The 19,252-nt window shown below is 66.2% G+C and carries 13 protein-coding genes and 1 other RNA gene; 11 read left to right on the forward strand and 3 right to left on the reverse strand.

Annotated features, from left to right (window positions below; translation table 11 throughout):
• Positions 1-566 precede the first annotated feature (566 nt).
• A complete protein-coding gene (locus EJB06_RS19370) occupies positions 567-3,392 on the reverse strand; it encodes a M16 family metallopeptidase (RefSeq protein WP_126075669.1) in 2,826 nt (941 codons plus the stop codon).
• A gap of 36 nt (positions 3,393-3,428) precedes the next feature.
• Positions 3,429-6,260 (reverse strand): two-component system response regulator, encoded by a 2,832-nt coding sequence (locus EJB06_RS32910; protein ID WP_267876908.1) that lies wholly within the window; start codon positions 6,258-6,260, stop codon positions 3,429-3,431.
• Between the two features lie 350 nt (positions 6,261-6,610).
• On the opposite strand from EJB06_RS32910, the gene ribBA reads away from it, so the two are divergent.
• From ribBA to nusB, 3 genes are read left to right on the forward strand one after another with little or no spacing between them, the layout of a single operon-like run.
• On the forward strand, positions 6,611-7,753 hold the full coding sequence (gene ribBA / locus EJB06_RS19385; protein WP_126075670.1) for a bifunctional 3,4-dihydroxy-2-butanone-4-phosphate synthase/GTP cyclohydrolase II: 1,143 nt from the start codon (positions 6,611-6,613) through the stop codon (positions 7,751-7,753).
• A 49-nt stretch (positions 7,754-7,802) separates the two neighbouring features.
• A complete protein-coding gene (gene ribH / locus EJB06_RS19390) occupies positions 7,803-8,282 on the forward strand; it encodes a 6,7-dimethyl-8-ribityllumazine synthase (protein ID WP_126075671.1) in 480 nt (159 codons plus the stop codon).
• 60 nt (positions 8,283-8,342) lie between these two features.
• Positions 8,343-8,813 carry a transcription antitermination factor NusB gene (gene nusB, locus EJB06_RS19395; protein WP_126075672.1) on the forward strand — a complete coding sequence of 157 codons (471 nt, stop codon included), beginning with the start codon at positions 8,343-8,345 and terminating at the stop codon, positions 8,811-8,813.
• 302 nt (positions 8,814-9,115) lie between these two features.
• On the opposite strand, the gene EJB06_RS19400 is transcribed toward nusB, so the two are convergent.
• Positions 9,116-9,901 carry a transglycosylase SLT domain-containing protein gene (locus EJB06_RS19400; RefSeq protein WP_370660141.1) on the reverse strand — a complete coding sequence of 262 codons (786 nt, stop codon included), beginning with the start codon at positions 9,899-9,901 and terminating at the stop codon, positions 9,116-9,118.
• Between the two features lie 569 nt (positions 9,902-10,470).
• Here EJB06_RS19400 and ubiD point away from each other — a divergent pair.
• The 8 genes from ubiD to EJB06_RS32595 all read left to right on the forward strand — a co-directional run bounded on the left by ubiD (position 10,471) and on the right by EJB06_RS32595 (position 19,176).
• Positions 10,471-11,955 (forward strand): 4-hydroxy-3-polyprenylbenzoate decarboxylase, encoded by a 1,485-nt coding sequence (gene ubiD, locus EJB06_RS19405; protein ID WP_126075674.1) that lies wholly within the window; start codon positions 10,471-10,473, stop codon positions 11,953-11,955.
• 121 nt (positions 11,956-12,076) lie between these two features.
• Positions 12,077-12,175, forward strand: an RNA gene (gene ffs / locus EJB06_RS19410) — signal recognition particle sRNA small type.
• Positions 12,176-12,333: 158 nt separating this feature from the next.
• A complete protein-coding gene (locus EJB06_RS19415) occupies positions 12,334-14,487 on the forward strand; it encodes a DNA polymerase III subunit gamma/tau (protein WP_126075675.1) in 2,154 nt (717 codons plus the stop codon).
• Positions 14,488-14,547: 60 nt separating this feature from the next.
• The gene (locus EJB06_RS19420) at positions 14,548-14,874 is read left to right on the forward strand and encodes a YbaB/EbfC family nucleoid-associated protein (RefSeq protein WP_126075676.1); all 327 of its coding nucleotides are present in this window, start codon (positions 14,548-14,550) and stop codon (positions 14,872-14,874) included.
• A gap of 28 nt (positions 14,875-14,902) precedes the next feature.
• On the forward strand, positions 14,903-15,493 hold the full coding sequence (gene recR, locus EJB06_RS19425) for a recombination mediator RecR (protein WP_126075677.1): 591 nt from the start codon (positions 14,903-14,905) through the stop codon (positions 15,491-15,493).
• Positions 15,493-16,713 carry a CaiB/BaiF CoA transferase family protein gene (locus tag EJB06_RS19430; protein WP_126075678.1) on the forward strand — a complete coding sequence of 407 codons (1,221 nt, stop codon included), beginning with the start codon at positions 15,493-15,495 and terminating at the stop codon, positions 16,711-16,713. The genes recR and EJB06_RS19430 overlap by 1 nt, the downstream gene beginning before the upstream one ends.
• Before the next feature lie 89 nt (positions 16,714-16,802).
• Complete coding sequence (locus tag EJB06_RS19435) at positions 16,803-17,939, forward strand: glycosyltransferase (protein ID WP_126075679.1); 1,137 nt, start codon at positions 16,803-16,805, stop codon at positions 17,937-17,939.
• A complete protein-coding gene (locus EJB06_RS32595; protein WP_229427164.1) occupies positions 17,920-19,176 on the forward strand; it encodes a DUF2334 domain-containing protein in 1,257 nt (418 codons plus the stop codon). The genes EJB06_RS19435 and EJB06_RS32595 overlap by 20 nt, the downstream gene beginning before the upstream one ends.
• The last annotated feature ends 76 nt before the right edge of the window (positions 19,177-19,252 follow it).

Raw genomic sequence — 19,252 nt, forward strand, 5'->3', positions numbered from 1 at the left:
AGCCGTGATTACGGTCGAGGCTGTGTCCACCCGGGTGCCAGGTCTGACAATCGGACACGAGCCCATCCGCAGGAGTGCGGCAGCCGTGATTACGGTCGAGGCTGTGTCCACCCGGGTGCCAGGTCTGACAATCGGACACGAGCTCATCCTCAGGTGTACGGCAGCGGCGATTACGGTAGAGGCCGTGTCCGAATGTCAGACCTGACACCGAGGTGGACACGGACTGTTCGTTATTTTTCCACCCGGATGTCATGTCCACTCGGGTGCCAGGTCTGACAATCGGACACGAGCTCGTCCCCAGATGTGCGGCAGCCGCGATTACGGTTGGGGCCGTGTCCGAATGTCAGACCTGACACCGAAGTGGACAGACACCGAAGTGGACAAATGTCAGACCTGACACCGAAGTGGACAAAGGTTGAGGCCGTGTCCGAATGTCAGACCTGACACCGAAGTGGACAAAGGTTGGGGCCGTGTCCGAATGTCAGACCTGGCACCGAAGTGGACAATTACGGTTGGGGTCGTGTCCGAATGTCAGACCTGGCATCGAAGTGGACACGGGCTGGGCCTTATTTGTTTTCGGGGTAGAGTACCAGTTGTACGTAGTTGTTCATGTCGAAGTAGCGCTGGGCGGCCTGTTTCAGCTGCGCCGGCGTGATGGCGGCGACCTTTTGCGGGTACGCCAGGATCTCGGCCGGGTCGCTCCCCTGCAGCTGCGCCGACTGCAGGCGGTTGAGCCAGTAGCCGTTTTCGCGCAGCGCTTTCTGGTGGTTTTGCAGCCAGTTTTGCTTGACCTTGTTCAGGTCCGCCAGGTCCGGTCCTTGCTCTTTCATGCGCCCGATCTCGGCCATCGTGGCGGCGATCACCTTGTCCACATTGGCCGGCCCGGTCGGCAGCGACGCCGTCACGAGGTAGTTCTCGTACGGGTATCTGGTCAGGCTGCCGCTCATGCCGCCGCCGTAAATGAGCCCCAGCTTTTCGCGCAGGATGTCGGTGATGCGGATGTTGATCACTTCCAGCATGGCCTGGAAGCGCATCGCTTCGTCATCCGAATAGGGCGCTTCGCCGCTGAAGTTGAGCGAAATGCTGCTTTTCGCTTCGGTCCCGCTGCGCACTTCCTTCTTCACCACGCCGCGCACCGGACGCACGCCGACGTCCTTGTAGCCCGCCTCGATCTCGCCCACCGGCAGCGCGCCCAGATAGGTCGCCAGCAGCGGCTTGACCTTGTCCATGTCGAAACTGCCGACCAGGATGAAGGTCATGTCCCTGGCGCTGAAAAAGCGCGCGCGGTACACCGCCAGCGCGCGCTCCAGATCGAGCTTGTCGAAGTCGGCCGGGCGCGCGGTGCGGCCCACGCGCGGGTGGTCCTGGTACATGGTGCTGACCAGGGTGTCGCGAAATACCGACTCCGGTTGCGCCATCGCGTTGCGCGCCGCTTCGACCTGCTTGCCGACGTAGGATTTGTACAGGCCCTCGTCGCGCCGCACGCCGGTCATGCGCAGGTACACCAGCTGCAGCATGGTTTCGATGTCGTCGTTGGCGGCGCTGCCGGTCACGCCGTCCACATGGTTCCCCAGCGTCAGGCTGACGGTGGCCGCTTTCCCGGCCAGGATCTTCTGCAGGTCGAGCGGCGAGTAGTCCTTCAGTCCCATCGTGCCCACCACGGCGTTCGCATAGCGCGCGTTGACGATGTCGGCGTCGCCGAACAGGGTCTGGCCGCCGAAGCGCGCGGCGCTCATCAGCACCTGGTCGTTGCGGAAGTCGGTCGGCTTGAGGATCACCTTTACGCCGTTCGACAGGGTCAGGCGCGTCAGCCCCAGCGCCTTGTCTTCGCTCTGCGCGACGATGCTGCCGCCCGCCGGCGGCTTGTCCATCAGCTCCGCAGCCAGCGTCTTTTGCTCCTGCGCGTGGACCGTCACCTTTTCGGCCGCGGCCACCGCCGCCAGCAGCTGCGCGCTGCTCGGAGCCGGGCTGTCTTCCTTGGCGCTGCCCATGTACACCACCAGCTTGGCCGACGCCGCCGGGGCCGGAATGGTGGCGCGCGCGTAGCGGTTCATCTCGTCCAGGGTGATCGAGGGCAGCAGTTCGCGCACGTAGCCGTATTCGTTTTCGATGCCGGGGATGCTCTCCTGTTCGAGGAAGTTGCGCACGTATTCGCCGACATACCTGCCCGAGTCGGTCTTGTCACGCTCGTTGTAGGCCAGTTCGTACTGGCGCATCATGTTCTTGCGCGCCCGTTCGAATTCCTGGGCGCTGAAGCCGAACTGGCGGGTGCGCGCGTTTTCCTGCACCAGCGCTTCGATGGCCGGAACGGCGCCCCCCTTGCCCAGCGCCGCCGAGGCGGTGAAGGAGGTGTAGCGCGCAGTGAGCTTGCCGACCGAGCTGCTGCCGGCAATGAACGGGGGATTGGCCTGCTGCGCCAGTTCCTGCATGCGCTGGCCCAGCATGCCCGTAAACAGCGCTTCGACCAGCTTTTCGCGGTAGGCGCCGAAGGTGCCCTTGTCGATCGCTTCCTTGACCGGATAGCGGATCAGCAGCGCATTCGACGACGCTTCCCTGTCGGTCACCACCAGCGCTTCGGTATGGGCCCGCGTCGGAATCGCGGCATAGGTGCGCGCGCGCGGCCTGGCTGGATTCTTCAGGTGCCCGAAGTGCTGCCTGATGCGGCGCTCCGCGTCGAGCGGGTCGATGTCGCCGACCGCCACCACCGCCATCAGGTCGGGCCGGTACCAGTCCTTGTAGAAGCGCCGGATCGCGTCGTGCTTGAAGCCTTCGATCACGTGCTCCTTCCCGATCGGCATGCGCTGGGCGTAGCGCGAGCCGTTGTACAGCTTCGGCATCAGCACCTTGTTCATGCGGTCGGCGGCGCCTTTGCCGAGCCGGAGTTCTTCCAGGACGATGCCGCGTTCCTTGTCGATGTCGGCCGCGTTCATGGTCAGGCCGCCCGCCCAGTCCTGCAGCACCAGGAAGCCCTTGTCGATGTTGTCGCGGTTGTCGGTGGGGATCGGCAGGATGTAGACCGTCTCGTCGAAGCTGGTGTAGGCATTCAGGTCGGCGCCGAACTTCACGCCGATCGACTGCAGGTAGGACACCAGTTCGTGCTTCTTGAAGTTGGTCGAGCCGTTGAAGGCCATGTGCTCGGTGAAGTGGGCCAGGCCCAGTTGGTCCTCGTCTTCCAGGATCGAGCCGGCCTTGACGACCAGGCGCAGTTCGAGCTTTTTCTCGGGCCTGGCGTTTTTCTGGATGTAGTAGGTCAGCCCGTTGGCCAGCTTGCCCACCTTGACTTGCGGTCCCACCGGTATTGCGTCGTCCAGCCTGATGGCGGCTGCGGCGTTCAGCGCGAACGCCAGCAGGAGGGCGGCCGCACCGGCGGATCGAACGAAATACTTGCTCATTAGCGTCTCTGCAATGTTTTTAGTAGAGCGCGGATTCTACTCCTTTGGCGGCAAAGGGAGGGGCGGCGGCAGCGCCAGGCGCGCATCGGAGGCCATCAGGCGCGCCATCGCGTCTGCCGCCAGCGGCCTGCTGAACAGGTATCCCTGCACTTCGTCGCAGCCGATGCGCTGCAGGAAGGCCAGCTGCTCTTCGGTCTCGACGCCTTCGGCCACCACCGACAGCGACAGGCCGTGCGCGAGCGCGATGGTGGCCTGGGCGATGGCGGCGCTGCGCGGGTCGGTGATGATGTTGCGCACGAAGCTCTGGTCGATCTTCAGCTTGTCGAGCATGAAGCGCGACAGGTAGCCGAGCGAAGAGTAACCGGTGCCGAAGTCGTCGAGCGAGATCGACACGCCCATGCCGGTCAGTTCGGCCAGCTGCACTTCGGCCGCTTCGCTGTCGCGCATCATCACGCTTTCGGTCAGTTCGATCTCCAGGTACTGCGGCGCCAGGCCCGATTCGCGCAGCGCCTCGCGCACCACGGCCGGCACCGTGCCGGCGGTGAACTGGTGCGCCGAGACGTTGACGGCCACCCGCAGCGGCGCCAGGCCGGCGTCCTGCCAGGCCTTGTTCTGCAGGCAGGCCTGGCGGATCACCCAGTTCCCGATCGGCAGGATCAGGCCCGTGTCCTCGGCCAGCGCGATGAAGTCGCCCGGGCCGACCTGGCCCAGTTCCGGACTGCTCCAGCGCAGCAGCGCTTCCATGCTGCAGATGCGCCCATCGGCGAGCGAAACCTGCGGCTGGTAGTGCAGCGACAGTTCCTTGCGCTCGATGGCGCGGCGCAGATGCGTTTCCAGCGCCATCCAGCGCAGCGCGTGCGCGTTCATCTCCCCCTTGAAGAAGCGGAAGCCGTTGCGCCCCGCGTCCTTCATGTGCGACAGCGCCACGTCGGCCGCTTTCAGCAGTTCGCTCGGATTGGCGCCGTCGCGCGGATAGATGCTGATGCCGACGCTGGTGGTGACGATCAGTTCATGGCCGGCGGCGTGGAAGGGCTGGGCGATTTCGTCGATCAGGCGCCGCACCGCCACGATGATGGCGTCCGAGTCCAGGCATTCGGTCAGCAGCAGCACGAATTCGTCGCTGCCCAGGTGCGCCAGCGAGTCGGCCGGCCCGGCCAGGAGGCCCGCGCGCCGCGCTACTTCCTGCAACAGGGCGTCGCCCGCTTCGTGCCCCAGGCTGTCGTTGATGCGCTGCAGGCGGTCGATGTTAAACAGCAGCAGGGCGATCTGGCGGTCGCCGTGGCGCGCCGAGGCGATCGCCTGCTGCATGCGCTCGGTCAGCACCGAGCGGTTCGGCAGCAGGGTCAGGGGATCGTGGTTGCTCAGGAAGTCGACCTGGTGGTGCGCCGCCTTCAGCGCGCTGATGTCGCTCGATACCGAGACGTAGGCGTCGATCTGGCCGCCGGCCCCGCGCACCGCGTTGATGCTGATCCGCTCCGGGTACACCTGGCCGTTCTTGCGGCGGTTCCAGATCTCGCCGCGCCACTGGCCGCTGCTGGTCAGGCTGGCCCAGATGGCGCGGTAGAAGGCCGACTCGTGCCGCCCCGAGCGCAGCAGGCGCGGATTGCGGCCCATGACGTCCGCTTCGCTGTAGCCGGTAATGTGTTCGAAGGCCGGGTTGACGGCGATGATGTCGGCGTTCGCGTCCGTCATCATGATGCTCTCCTGCGTGCTTTCGAGGATGCGGGCCGACAGGCGCAGGCGCTGTTCGCTGTCGCGCAGGGCGCGGTCGGCCTGCTGGCGCGCGGCCGCTTCCAGCTGCAGCTGGGCGGCGTGGCGCTGCACCACTTCGTACAGGCACAGGTTTTCGTAGGCCACCGCCAGCTGCGCGCCGAGGGTGACGCCGATGCGTTCATCTTCGTGGCTGAACGGTTCGGCGCCTGGCGCGCGCGTGCAGTACATCCAGCCATACAGCTGGTTGCGGTCGCGGATCGCCAGGCCCAGCAAACCGCCCACCGCCGGATGGCCGGGCGGCAGCGCGGCCTGGCCCTGCACGCGCAGCGCCAGCGGCTGCTCGAGCAGGGAGCCGGGCAGGCGCTCGGTGTCGAGCGCCGTCTCCATCAGCAGCTCGCGCCCGACGCCAGCAGCGCCCAGGTGGCGCACGCGCTGTTCGCCGCTGTCGAGCAGGCAGACGGCCACGCAGTCGGCGTCCAGGATGGCGCCGGCCGCCTGCAGGAAGATGCCGAGCATGGCGTCGGCATTGCGCTCGCCGGTCAGGCGCAAACTCATTTCTTCGAGTGCGCCCAGGCGCGCGGCCAGGCTGCGCAAACCGCTCATGCGCTCGCCCAGCAGGGTGCCCAGGTCGGCCCCCAGGCTTGGATTGGCGACCTGGTGGCGCTCGAGCAGGGCGCCCAGCGCCTGGCGCGCCGAGACCAGCGCGTCGTCGATGCTGCTGCCCAGGTCCGCCCTCGCTTGCGCCGTGCGCGCCGCCGGCGTGGCGCCGTGCTCGCCGGCCTGGTGCGCCAGTCCCAGTTCGCCGTGCACGGCGGCCAGGATGTCGTCCGGGTCGGCCGGCTTGGCCAGCACCCGCTCGACGCCGCAACTGCGCGCCAGCGCGGTCGTTTCGCTGACCGCGTAGATGGCGGAGTAGAAGATCACGCGCGTGGCGGCCAGTTCCGGATCGGCGCGCAGCTGCTGCACGAATTCATAGCCGTCCATGGCCGGCATCAGGATATCGGTGATGATCAGGTCCGGGCGCTCGGCGCGCACCTGGGCCAGCGCATGCGCGCCGTCGTAGGCTTCGAGCAGGCGGTGGCCGGTGTGGCCGAGCAGGGCACTCAGGTAGCGCCGGTTGGACGGCCGGTCGTCGACAATCAGGATCGTGGACATGCACCCTGCTCCGGTGGACAGGATCGTGCGCGGAAACGGTGATGATCAGGTGCTGGCATGCGTGGCTCCGGGCCCCGCTCCGGCAGGCAAAAGACGGAAGGCGAGGCCTGCTGTGATGATAATGCAGGTCGGCGCGCGCTCCGAAAATTTGTTTCGGATCGTTTTAAAAAGCGTAACATTCCCTGATCATTTCAAGCATATTGTTGTCGCAGTGCAACGAAATGGTGGGAGGCTGCGGATCGCGAAGGCGGGCCGCCAACATCTTCCCGAGCTTAGCTCAGTTGAAGTCGGGTAAATCCTTTAAAATAGCGGATTACGCTCCAGCAGCTTTCCGTATCCGAGGATCATTCATGTCAATCTCCAGTACCCCCGAAATCGTCGAAGAATTGCGCGCAGGGCGCATGGTCATCCTGGTCGATGAAGAAGACCGCGAAAATGAGGGGGACCTGGTGCTGGCGGCCGATTTCGTGACGCCCGAAGCCATCAATTTCATGGTCAAGCACGCGCGCGGCCTGGTCTGCCTGACCCTGACCGAAGAGCGCTGCAAGCAGCTCAACCTGTCGATGATGACGTCGAGCAACGGCACCTTTTACGGCACCAACTTCACGGTCTCGATCGAAGCGGCCGAAGGCGTGACGACCGGCATTTCGGCAGCCGACCGCGCCAGGACCATCCAGGTGGCGGTGGCCAAGAACGCCAGCCCGGCCGACATCGTCCAGCCCGGCCACATCTTCCCGCTCAAGGCCCAGCGCGGCGGCGTGCTGATGCGCGCCGGCCACACCGAAGCCGGCTGCGACCTGACCGAGATGGCCGGCCTGACCCCGGCCTCGGTGATCTGCGAAATCCTCAAGGACGACGGCACCATGGCGCGCCTGCCGGACTTGCTGGAATTTGCCAGGGAACACAATCTGAAGATCGGCACCATTGCCGACCTGATCCACTATCGCGGCCAGAACGAATGCCTGGTCGAACGCATCGCCGAGCGCACCATGCAGACCGCCTACGGCCCATTCCGCCTGATCGCCTTCCGCGACAAGCCGAGCGGCTCGGCCCACCTGGCCATGGTGCATGGCGACCTGGCGCCCAACCTGGACGCGCTGGTGCGCGTGCACCAGCCGGTGTCCATCCTCGACCTGCTCGACAGCGAGGCGACCACCCATTCGTGGACCATGGCGTCGTCGATGCAGGCGATCAAGGAATCCGACCGTGGCGTCATGGTGCTGCTCAACTGCGGCGAGACGGCCGACCAGCTGTTCGCCCAGTTCGCCGCGCTCGACGCCAACGCCAAGCCGACCGGACGCGCCGCCAGCATGGACTTGCGCACCTACGGCATCGGCGCCCAGATCCTCAAGGACTTGGGCGTAGGCAAGATGGAATTGCTGGCCAGCCCGCGCAAGATGCCATCCATGACCGGTTTCGACCTGGAAGTGACCGGTTATCGCGCCCGCCCGGACGCCACTCCCGGCGAAGCGTCCGCCAAGGCCGCCGCCTGACGCGCTACACTCCATACTCAATCACACACCTATATAGAAGGGGTCTGCCATGACCGTAGGAACTTATGAAAGCAATCTGACCGGTGCAGGCCTGCGCGTTGGGATCGTCCAGGCGCGTTTTAACGCCGATGTGGGCCACGGCCTGCTGTCGGCGTGCCTGGCCGAACTCAAGCACCTGGGCGTGAGCGACGAAGACGTGCTGCACGTGACCGTGCCGGGCGCGCTCGAAATTCCGCTGGCGCTGCAAAAAATGGCTGAAACCCAGCAGTTCGACGCCCTGGTCGCGCTCGGCGCGGTCATTCGCGGCGAAACCTACCACTTCGAGCTGGTCTCGAACGAATCGGGCGCCGGCATCACCCGCATCGGCCTCGACTACGGCATCGCCATCGCCAATGCCGTGCTGACCACCGAGAACGACGAGCAGGCCGAAGCGCGCATGGCGGAAAAGGGCGCCGAAGCGGCCCGTTGCGCCATCGAAATGGCCAACCTGCTGATCGCGCTGGAAGAACTGCAAGCCGACGAAGACTGAATCCCGTCGGCGCCAGAATACGTTGTTAAGAATATACGGTAATAAGAAGGTAAGAACACCATGACAGAGAAAACCACGCACGCCAATCCCAGCAAGAACCGCACGCCGCGTCACCGGGCGCGCGAATTCGCCTTGCAGGGACTGTATCAATGGCTGCTGAACAATGAAGACGCCACCACGGTCGTGAAAAACATCCGGGCAGCGCACGGTTTCGAAAAAGCCGACGCCGACCATTTCGCGGTCCTGCTGTACGGCGCCATCAAGGATTCGGTGGCCCTGCGCGAAGCGTTCGCGCCCCTGATCGACCGCGGCGTGGCCGAACTGTCCCCGATCGAGCACGCCGTGCTGCTGATCGGCGCGTTCGAGCTGAAAAACAACCTCGATATTCCTTACCGCGTCGTCATCAACGAAGCGGTCGAGCTGACCAAGTCCTTCGGCGGTATCGATGGCCACAAGTACGTCAACGGCGTACTCGACAAACTGGCGCCGAAGCTGCGCGCCGACGAAGTCGCGGCCGACACCCGCCGCTGATCCAGCGTTTCCGCCAACGGCGCAACGCAGCGCCCGCGCAGGCCCCCTGGCGTCCGCGCGGCAATCGCCTCCATCAGCTGCCGCACGCGCGTTTTTTTGCGTGCGCGCCATTTCCTGTCCCCCTGGCGGCGATTGCCGCGCTATCGCTCTTCCAGCAAGCCGGCCTCGCTCCGGGGGAGCACGCGCGCGCATTCCGCCCGTCCGTGCCGGCAGCCGGCGCCCCCGGATAGCCCGACGGACGCAAAAAAGCCCGATGCGGACATCGGGCTTTTTGGTATCCCACTATATATATAGTGCAGCGATCACAAACCGGCGATCTGCTCCTGCGATGCCTTTTCCGGGAGAACCGGTTTCGGTGCGGCCGGCGCGGTAAAGGTCGGCACTTTCTTGCCGCTCGCCACCAGCTTGAGCTTCTGGTACTCGTTCAGCACGCGCGAGCCGTAGCCCTGGTCGGTTTCGAACGCCGCGGCGCCCACGTAGGTCTTCAGGCCGGCTTCCACCGAACCGCCGCGTTTCACGTATTCCTTCAGGATCAGCGAACCGACGCGGATATTGGCCACCGGATTGAGCGCAGCCTGGGTGCCGCCCATGTCCTGGAACTTCTCGTGGTGAATCTTCGACATCACCTGCATCAGTCCCTGCGCGCCCACCGGGCTCTCGGCAAAGGGATTCAGGCCCGATTCGATCGCCATCACCGCCAGGATCAGCAGTGGATCGAGCTTGATTTCGCGCGCCGTGGAATAGGCGGTCGAGACCAGCATGTCGGCCGCGTCGCCGGCCACGCGGTAGCGCTTGGACAGCCAGGTGGTGACGAATTCCTGCTGCTTGCGGTTGGCCTGCAGGGCCTTCTCGTCGAGCGCCAGGATCGGCGGCTGGTTTTCAGCCAGCACCGCCGGCGCGGGCGCCGACATCAGGGCCGACAGGGCGGGCGCCTGTACGGGCGCGCGCGCGACGGCGGGCGCCGGCTTGGCCGGCGGCGCCAGCATCTGCGACGCTTCGTGCGCCAGTTCCGGACGCAGGTACATCAAGGCCATCATGGCCAGGGCGGAAACACCAAAGAACGTCAAAGTATGTTGCATGGTGGTCAGGAGACCACGCGCCGTTTTGCTCACGGAAGACCACGTGACTGGCTGGCTGGCCATGGTTTGGGCGAGCTTTGCTGTCGCCCCGTTGAAACGATGTATCATCGAATTCCCCTTTGTCGCGGAAAAAGCCGTCCCGACACCGCGCGTTGGCGCAGCGGGCTGACAAATGCCGTGCATCAGAAATATCGTCCATCGCCGCCGCTCGGGCAGGCGATTAACGCCGTCATTGCTCGCTACAGCTGGTCGTTCCCTGTGGTATTGGACCAGTGGCAAAACAACTTTTTCGGGGGAGAAGGCAGACGCCTATTGAAAACACTCCTTAAAATGTCATTGGGGCCCCGACCCCGTGAAGTTATGAGACAGGCTAGAATCGTGTCCGTGGACGGTGCCTGCTCATCAAGTAGGGCGAATTGTAGAAGCGGGTATATACTAAGTCAATACTAACACAAACATTCTATATTACTTTTAGATCTAGCTTTTTCTGCTGCATCGCAGCAAAGCCCTATGAAATCAACAACTTGCCATGGCTAATTGAACAACCATGCTCACATGAAAAAAAGAATTAAAAAACGATGAACTATGTAGACTTGCGCGATTTCATGGCGAAAATGCAAGAAATGGGCGAATTGAAGCGCATTTCCTTGCCTGTTTCGCCGTATTTGGAGATGACTGAGGTGTGCGACCGCGCTTTGCGGGCCGCCGGGCCGGCCATTTTGTTCGAGAATCCGACCGGTCACACGATTCCCGTGCTCGGCAATCTGTTCGGCACGCCGCGCCGGGTCGCGCTCGGCATGGGCGCCGACGACGTGGGCGAGTTGCGCAAGATCGGCCATGTACTGGCGCGCCTCAAGGAGCCGGAACCGCCGAAAGGCTTCAAGGACCTGATGGGCCTCGGTTCCCTGGTCAAGGCCGTGTGGGACATGTCGCCGAAAGAAGTGCGCGGCGCCGCCTGCCACGACATCGTCTGGGAAGGCGCCGACGTCGACCTGGCGCGCCTGCCGATCCAGCATTGCTGGCCGGGCGACATCGCGCCCTTAATTACCTGGGGGCTGGTCGTTACCAAGGGGCCGAACAAGAAGCGCCAGAACCTGGGCATCTACCGCCAGCAGGTCATCGGGCCGAACAAGGTCATCATGCGCTGGCTGGCGCACCGTGGCGGCGCGCTCGACTTCCGCGAGCACGGCATCGCCACCAAGGGCCAGCCGTACCCGGTGGCCGTGGCGCTGGGCGCCGACCCGGCCACCATCCTCGGGGCGGTCACGCCGGTGCCGGACAGCCTGTCCGAATACCAGTTCGCCGGTTTGCTGCGCGGCAGCCGCACGGTGCTGACCAAGGCCATCGGCAGCGAGCTGCGCGTGCCGGCCTCGGCCGAGATCGTGCTGGAAGGGCATATTTACGCCGATCCGACCCATCCGACCGGCTACGAGCATGCGCTGGAGGGGCCCTTCGGCGACCACACCGGTTACTATAATGAGCAGGACAGTTTTCCGGTGTTGACCATCGACCGCATCACCATGCGGCGCGATCCCATCTATCACTCCACCTATACAGGCAAGCCGCCCGACGAGCCGGCCGTGCTCGGCGTGGCACTGAACGAAGTCTTCATTCCGCTGCTGCAAAAGCAGTTCAGCGAAATCACCGACTTCTACCTGCCGCCCGAAGGCTGCAGCTACCGCATGGCCGTGGTGCAGATGAAGAAGCAGTACGCCGGCCACGCCAAGCGCGTCATGTTCGGGGTGTGGAGCTTCCTGCGCCAGTTCATGTATACCAAGTTCATCGTGGTGGTCGATGAAGACGTGAATATCCGCGACTGGAAAGAGGTGATCTGGGCCATCACCACGCGGGTCGATCCGATGCGCGACACCTTGCTGGTCGATAACACGCCGATCGATTACCTCGACTTCGCCTCGCCGGTCAGCGGCCTGGGCAGCAAGATGGGGATCGACGCCACCAACAAGTGGCCGGGGGAAACCAATCGCGAGTGGGGCACCACGATCAGCATGACGCCGGAAGTGAAGGCGAAGGTCGATGCGATCTGGCAGGAGCTGGGCATATAGCCACGCTTCACGCCGTCGTTTCCGGCACTGCGGGAGACGGCGGGGGCGGGCTTGCCTGTTATTGCACCGGTCGCGACGAACGCACTCCCACAAATCCTCGCGGTCGGTTATAATTGTCGCTGGCGGGCCCCTGCGCATTGTGGCATGGCTAACCTGGTCAGGTCGGGAACGAAGCAGCCACGGCCGTTAACCATAAGTGCCGCAGATCAGGCTCGCCTCTTTCGATCTCCCCTCAGTACCTCGCCGTCACTCCCCCGACTTTCCTTGTAAAACAGCGCTTGCACAGGCGGCGGTTTCGCATTCGCGCGCGCTCTTGCTACAATGGCCTTTTCGGGCAGCGGGAAGCCCCCGCGTTCGCTATCTACGGTAAAATTCAGCATGTCCTATCAAGTCCTCGCCCGCAAATACCGACCCAAGAATTTCGACACGCTCGTCGGCCAGGAGCACGTGGTGCGCGCCCTGACGCACGCGCTGCAAAGCGGCCGCCTGCACCATGCCTATCTGTTTACCGGCACGCGCGGTGTCGGCAAGACGACCCTGTCGCGCATCCTGGCCAAGTCGCTCAACTGCATCGGCCCCGACGGCAACGGCGGCATCACCGCCACCCCCTGCGGCGCGTGCGAAGCCTGCACCGCGATCGACGCCGGCCGCTTCGTCGACTATATCGAGATGGACGCGGCGTCCAACCGCGGCGTCGACGAAATGGCGCAGCTGCTGGAACAGGCTGTCTACGCCCCGTCGAACGCGCGCTTCAAGGTCTACATGATCGACGAGGTGCACATGCTGACCAACCACGCCTTCAACTCCATGCTCAAGACGCTGGAAGAGCCGCCCGAGCACGTCAAGTTCATCCTGGCGACCACCGATCCGCAAAAAATTCCCGTCACCGTGCTGTCGCGCTGCCTGCAGTTCAATCTCAAGCAGATGCCGCCGGGGCATATCATCAGCCACCTCGACAACATCCTCGGCCAGGAAGGCATCAGCTTCGAGCAGCCCGCGCTGCGCCTGCTGGCCCAGGGCGCGCACGGCTCGATGCGCGACGCGCTCTCGCTGACCGACCAGGCGATCGCCTACGCGGCCGGCGAAGTCACGCTCGACGCGGTGCAGGGCATGCTCGGCGCGCTCGACCAGACTTACCTGGTGCGCCTGCTCGACGCCTTGCTGGCGCAGGACGGCGCCGACCTGATGGCGGTGGCCGACGAAATGGCCAGCCGCAGCCTGTCGTACAACGGCGCGCTGCAGGACCTCGGCACCTTGCTGCACCGGATCGCGCTGGCGCAAAGCGTGCCCTCCGCCGTGCCCGAAGACCTGCCCGAACTGGCCGACATCCTGCGCCTGGCGCAGGCCTTCGACGCCCAGGAAGTGCAGCTGTATTACCAGATCGCCGTCCACGGCCGCAACGAGATCGGCCTGGCGCCGGACGAATACGCGGGCTTCACCATGACGCTCTTGCGCATGCTCGCTTTCCGCCCCGGTAACGGTGGCGCCGAAGGCGCGCCGCCGGGCGGTTCGTCGGCGGCCCGGTCGCCGGCACCGGCGCGCGCCGCCGCTGCCGCAGCTGCCGCCGTTCCGGCACGCGCCGCGTCGGCGGCCGTCGCCAGCCACGCCGCGGTGAGCGCGCCGGCGGCGCCACCGCCGCCGCCCGTACAACAGGCGGCGCCGCCTGCGCCGCCAGCCGCGCCGCCGGCCAGCGTGCCGGCCATGAATTCGGCGCGCGCCGCCATCAACGCCGCACTCGAAGCGGCGCGCTCGGCCAGCCGGGGACAGACGTCGTCGCCGCGCCGTCCGACCGCGATGTCGAACCAGGCTGCCGCCGCGGCGGCGGCAGCGCCGCCGCCTGCCGAACCCGAGCCCGCAGCGGCAGCGCCGAAAGCGCCGCCGCCGTGGGAGCAGGGCGAGCCGCAGGCCGCCGCGCCCGCACCGCAAGCGCCGCCCGCGCCGCCGATGCCGCCGATGCCGCCGATGCCCGCAGCGCACTATCCCGAGATGCAGGACGACAGCGAACCGCCGTCCTGGGTCACCGAATTTTCCGACGACACCGCCGTCGCGCAAGAGGCGATGCCGCTTGCCGCCGCGCGCGCGCCGGCGCGTCCGCGCCACGCCTACGTCATCACGCCGGTTCCCCAGATCGACTGGGACGGCAACTGGCCGGGCCTGGCCGCCGGCCTGGCCCTGCGCGGCGTGTCGCAGCAACTGGCGCTGCAAACGGAGCTGGTGTCGTGCGTGGTGGACGGAAACGTCACCACCTTCAACCTGCGCGTGCCGATCGACACCCTGCGCGCCAGCGGCAATACCGAAAAACTGTGCGCCGCGCTGCAGGAGCGCTTCGCCCATACCAAGGTCCACCTGGAGATCGACATCGGCCCGGTGTGGTACACCGCCAGCGCCGAGGCGATCGCCTACCGCGAAGAGTGCCAGCGCGTGGCCGAGGAAACCGTGGCCAACGATCCTTTCGTCAAGGACGTGATGCGCGACCTCGGCGCGTTCATCGTGCCCGGCTCGGTGCGTCCCGCCCCAGGCGCGCCGGCCTGACCCGATCACCCGTATTGTCCAAATCCTTATTCCAATTCCTTAAAATCCCGGAGAACCACCATGATGAAGAACCAGCTCGCAGGCTTGATGAAACAGGCGCAAGCCATGCAGGACAACATGAAGAAGGCGCAGGAGCAGTTGGCGTCCGTCGAAGTCGAAGGCCAGTCCGGCGCCGGCCTCGTGAAGATCGTCATGACCTGCAAGAACGACGTCAAGCGCGTTACCATCGACCCGTCGCTGCTGGCCGACGACAAGGACATGCTGGAAGACCTGGTGGCCGCCGCCTTCAACGACGCCGTGCGCAAGGCCGAAGCGACCTCCGCCGAAAAAATGAGCGGCCTGTCCGCCGGCATGCAGCTGCCGCCCGGCTTCAAGATGCCGTTCTAAGCGCATCGTAAGCGCTTAGTAGAACCGCATGTCGAAATCGCTCGACTTCCTGACCGAAGCGCTGCGCCGTTTGCCCGGCGTGGGCCCGAAGTCGGCGCAACGCATGGCGTTCCACCTGCTGCAGCACGACCGCGAGGGCGCAGCCATGCTCTCGCGCGCGCTGTACCAGGCAGTCGACGCGGTGCACCACTGCGCGCTGTGTAATACCTTCTCCGAAACCGAGGTCTGCGACCTGTGTCTCGACGAGCAGCGCGACACCGCCTTGCTGTGCGTGGTCGAGACGCCGGCCGACCAGATGATGATCGAGCAGACCCTGACCTACAAGGGCCGCTACTTCATCCTCATGGGCCGCCTGTCGCCGCTCGACGGCATCGGTCCCAAGGACATCCATCTCGAAAAACTGCTGGGCCGCGCGGCCGACGGCGTGGTCGTGGAAGTGGTCCTGGCGACCAATTTCACCAACGAAGGCGAAGCCACCGCGCACTACATCAGCGAGATGCTCAAGGCACGCGGCCTGAAGGTCAGCCGCCTGGCGCGCGGCGTGCCGGTCGGCGGCGAACTCGAATACGTCGACCCGGGCACTATCGCGCGCGCGATGCTCGACCGGCGCAGCACCTGATGTCGACGGCGACGCCCGCACCCGGCGCGCTGGCCGGCATCAAGGTGCTGGAACTGGGCACCTTGATCGCAGGCCCGTTCTGCGCGCGCATGCTGGCCGAATTCGGCGCCGACGTGATCAAGGTCGAAGCGCCCGACGGCGGCGATCCGATCCGCCAGTGGCGCATCCTCAAGGACGGCACCTCGCTGTGGTGGTCGGTCCAGTCGCGCAACAAGAAGAGCATCACGCTCAACATGAAGGATGAACGCGGGCGCGCCATCGCCCGCCAGCTGGCGCTGGAAGCGGACATCATCATCGAAAACTACCGCCCCGGCGTGCTCGAAAAATGGGGCATCGGCTACGAACAGGTCAAGGCCCTCAATCCGGCCGCGATCATGGTGCGCCTGTCCGGCTTCGGCCAGACCGGGCCGATGAAGGACCAGCCGGGCTTCGGCGCCATCGGCGAATCGATGGGCGGACTGCGTTACGTGTCCGGCCACGCCGACCGCCCGCCGGTGCGGGTGGGCGTGTCGATCGGCGATTCGGTGGCCGCGCTGCACGGCGTGATCGGCGCCATGATGGCGCTGCGCCACCGTGACGCCACCGGCGGGCGCGTAAACGGGGAAGGGCAGATGGTCGACGTGGCCCTGTACGAATCCGTGTTCAACCTGATGGAATCGCTCGTGCCCGAGTACGACCACGCCGGCGTGGTGCGCGAGCGCACCGGCGGCGCGCTGCCGGGCATCGTGCCGTCGAATACCTACACCACCGGCGACGGCGAGAACATCGTCATCGCCGGCAATGGCGACGCCATTTTCAAGCGCCTGATGCTGGCCATGGGCCGCATCGACATGGCCGGCGACGCCCAACTGGCGCGCAACGACGGGCGCGTGCCGCGCAGCGCCGAGATCGACGAGGCCATCCAGGCCTGGTGCGCCACGCAGAGCATCGACAGCGCGCTGGCAACCCTGAAGGCGGCCGATGTCCCGGCCGGCAAAATCTACTCGGTGCGCGACATGATGAGCGACCCGCAATTTCTCGCGCGCGAGATGTTCGAGCAGCACCGGTTCAGCGACGGCACGCCGGTCAAGATGCCCGCCATCACGCCCAAATTGTCGGCCACGCCGGGCCGGACCCGCTGGCTCGGCCCGACCCTGGGCCAGCACACCGATGAAGTCCTTGCCAGCCTCGGCTATGACGCCGAGGCGATTGCGGCATTGAGGCAAGCCCAGGTGCTGTAAGGGCGCCAGCGCCCGCGCGCGTTTGCGCGCGCTCAAACTCCGCGCTGTTTGCGCTGCTAAGGTGAGCTCTCTCAATCGAGCGCACCAGCATGCACCTCGTCGACATCACCATGTTCTATGCCGCCGAAGGCGGCGGCGTGAGCACCTATCTCAACGCCAAGGCCGCCTGGCTGGCGCAGCGCAAGCGCGTGCGCCATACCATCCTCAGCACCAATGTCGACAGCGGCGGCGGCACGCCGGCGCTGCTGCGCGTTCCCGCCCTGGCTGTTCCGGGCATGAACGGCTACCGCCTGCCGCTCTCGGTGGGCGCGCCCACGCGCCTGATGCTCGGCCTGCAGCCCGACCTGATCGAAGCGGGCGACGCCTTCCACGCGGCGTGGGCCGCGCTGCGCGTGCGGCGCCGGCTGGGCGTGCCGGCGGTGGCCTTCTACCATTCCGACCTGCCGCGCCTGGTGCACGAACGCTTCGGCCCGGCCGCGCGGCGCGCCGCAAGCGCCTACCTGGCGCAGCTGTACCGGCAATTCGACCTGGTGCTCGCGCCGAGCCGGCTGATGGTGAACCAGCTGGCCGCCATCGGCGTGCGCGACGCCGTGCACCAGCCGCTCGGGATCGACATCCACACCTTCTCGCCGCAGCGGCGCAGCGAGTCCCTGCGCCGCGAGCTGGGGCTGGCGCCGGAGACGCGCCTGCTGGTGTATGCCGGCCGCTTCACCGCCGACAAAAAGCTGGCGGTGCTGGCCGACGCGGTGCGCAAGCTGGGACCGCCATACCACCTGTTGCTGATCGGCGGCGCAGGCCAGGCGCCGCGCTGCGCGCAGGCCAGCCTGATCGGCTTCCAGCGCGACCAGCGCGTGCTGGCGCGCCTGCTGGCCAGTTGCGACGTGCTGGTCCATCCTGGCGATTGCGAAACCTTCGGCCTGATCGTGCCCGAGGCGATGGCTTGCGGCTTGCCGGTGGTGGGCACGCGCGGCGGCAGCGTGGCCGAACTGATCGACGACAGCAGCGGCATCGTGGTGCCGCCGAACAGCGCCGATGCGCTGGCGGCCGGCATCGAAGCGATCTACCGCAAGGACATGGCCGGCATGGCGCGCGCGGCATCGCGCAAGGCGCGCGAACAGTACGACTGGAACCGCATCATGCCGCAGCTGATGAACCGCTACGCCGGCCTCCTGGCATCGCGCGCGCGGTCCGACCTGGAGGCCGGCCGTGCCTGCGCCGCCGAATGAGGACCTGCCCGGGCGCGGCGGGCCGCAGGCCATCGGCGCGTGCGCGCCTGGCGCCGAGCGGCCGGCGCTGTGCGTCGTCATCCACGACGTGGCGCCGGCCACCTGGCCCGACTGCCTGCGCCTGCTGCAAGCGGTGCGCGAGGTCGCGGACATTCCCCTGACGTGGCTGGTGGTGCCGCGCTGGCACGGCAGTCAAGCGTCTGCGCCGGATGTCGACGCGGCGCTCGGCGCCATGCTCGCCGATGGCCACGAACTGGCCCTGCACGGCGACACCCACCTCGACACCGCCGCGCCGCTGGGCGGCTGGCGCGACCGCTTCCTGCGCAGGGTGTATACCGAAGGGGAGGGCGAGTTCGCCGCGCTCGATGCCGCCGAAGCGCGGCGCCGCATCGACCTGGGCCTGGCCTGGTTCGACGCGCGCGGCTGGCCCGTGCACGGCTTCGTCGCGCCCGCGTGGCTGCTCGGTGACGGCGCGTGGGAGGCCGTGCGCAGTTATTCCTTCATGTACACGACGACCTGGCGTCATTTTCATTGCCTGATGCCGAAGCAGCAGCAAGCCGAGCCGCCAGAGCCCGGCCCGCAGCAATCGGTGCCTCCTCAAGACGTGCCTTCTCCCATGCCTTCACCACCGTCGTCCCCACGCAGGCGGGAAACCGAGTCGCCCGCGCCTTTGCCACCGTCCTTCCCGCGCAGGCGGGAACCGGAGTTGCCCGCGCCTTTGCCACCGTCGTTCCCGCGCAGGCGGGAACCCAAGTTGCCCGCGCCTTTGCCACCGTCGTCCCCGCGCAGGCGGGAACCGGAGTTGCCCGCGCCTTTGCCACCGTCGTTCCCGCCCAGGCGGGAACCCAAGTTGCCCGCGCCGACGCCGCAGCATGCCGACGCCGTGCTCTCCCCATCGCTGGTGTACGCCGCCCGCAACCGCACCGGGCGCATCGTGTCCCCGCGCGCCGCCACAATGCTCGCCTGGCTGCTGCGCGACGCGCCCCTCATCCGGCTGGCCCTGCACCCGCGCGACGCCCGCCATCCGGCACTGCTGCGCCATGCGCAAGCCCTCATCGCGCAACTGCTGGCGTCGCGCGTGGCGCTGACCAAGGCCGGTTTTGCCCGCCGATGGGCAAGCGCTACCAGTACGGCCCCCAATACGGCCCCCAATACCCGCCCAGCGACCAGTGCGAGCGTCCCAGCGCCCCATAATAGTGCGGATAACCATAGCGCTGCAGATCGTCGCGCGCGCTAAGTTGCAGCACGCAATTGCGCCACGTGTCCGAATTGGCCGGATAGCCAAGCTTCGAACACGCCGGCCCGTACACCAC

The organism is Massilia atriviolacea (assembly GCF_003953935.1).
Lineage (GTDB): Bacteria > Pseudomonadota > Gammaproteobacteria > Burkholderiales > Burkholderiaceae_D > Telluria_A > Telluria_A atriviolacea.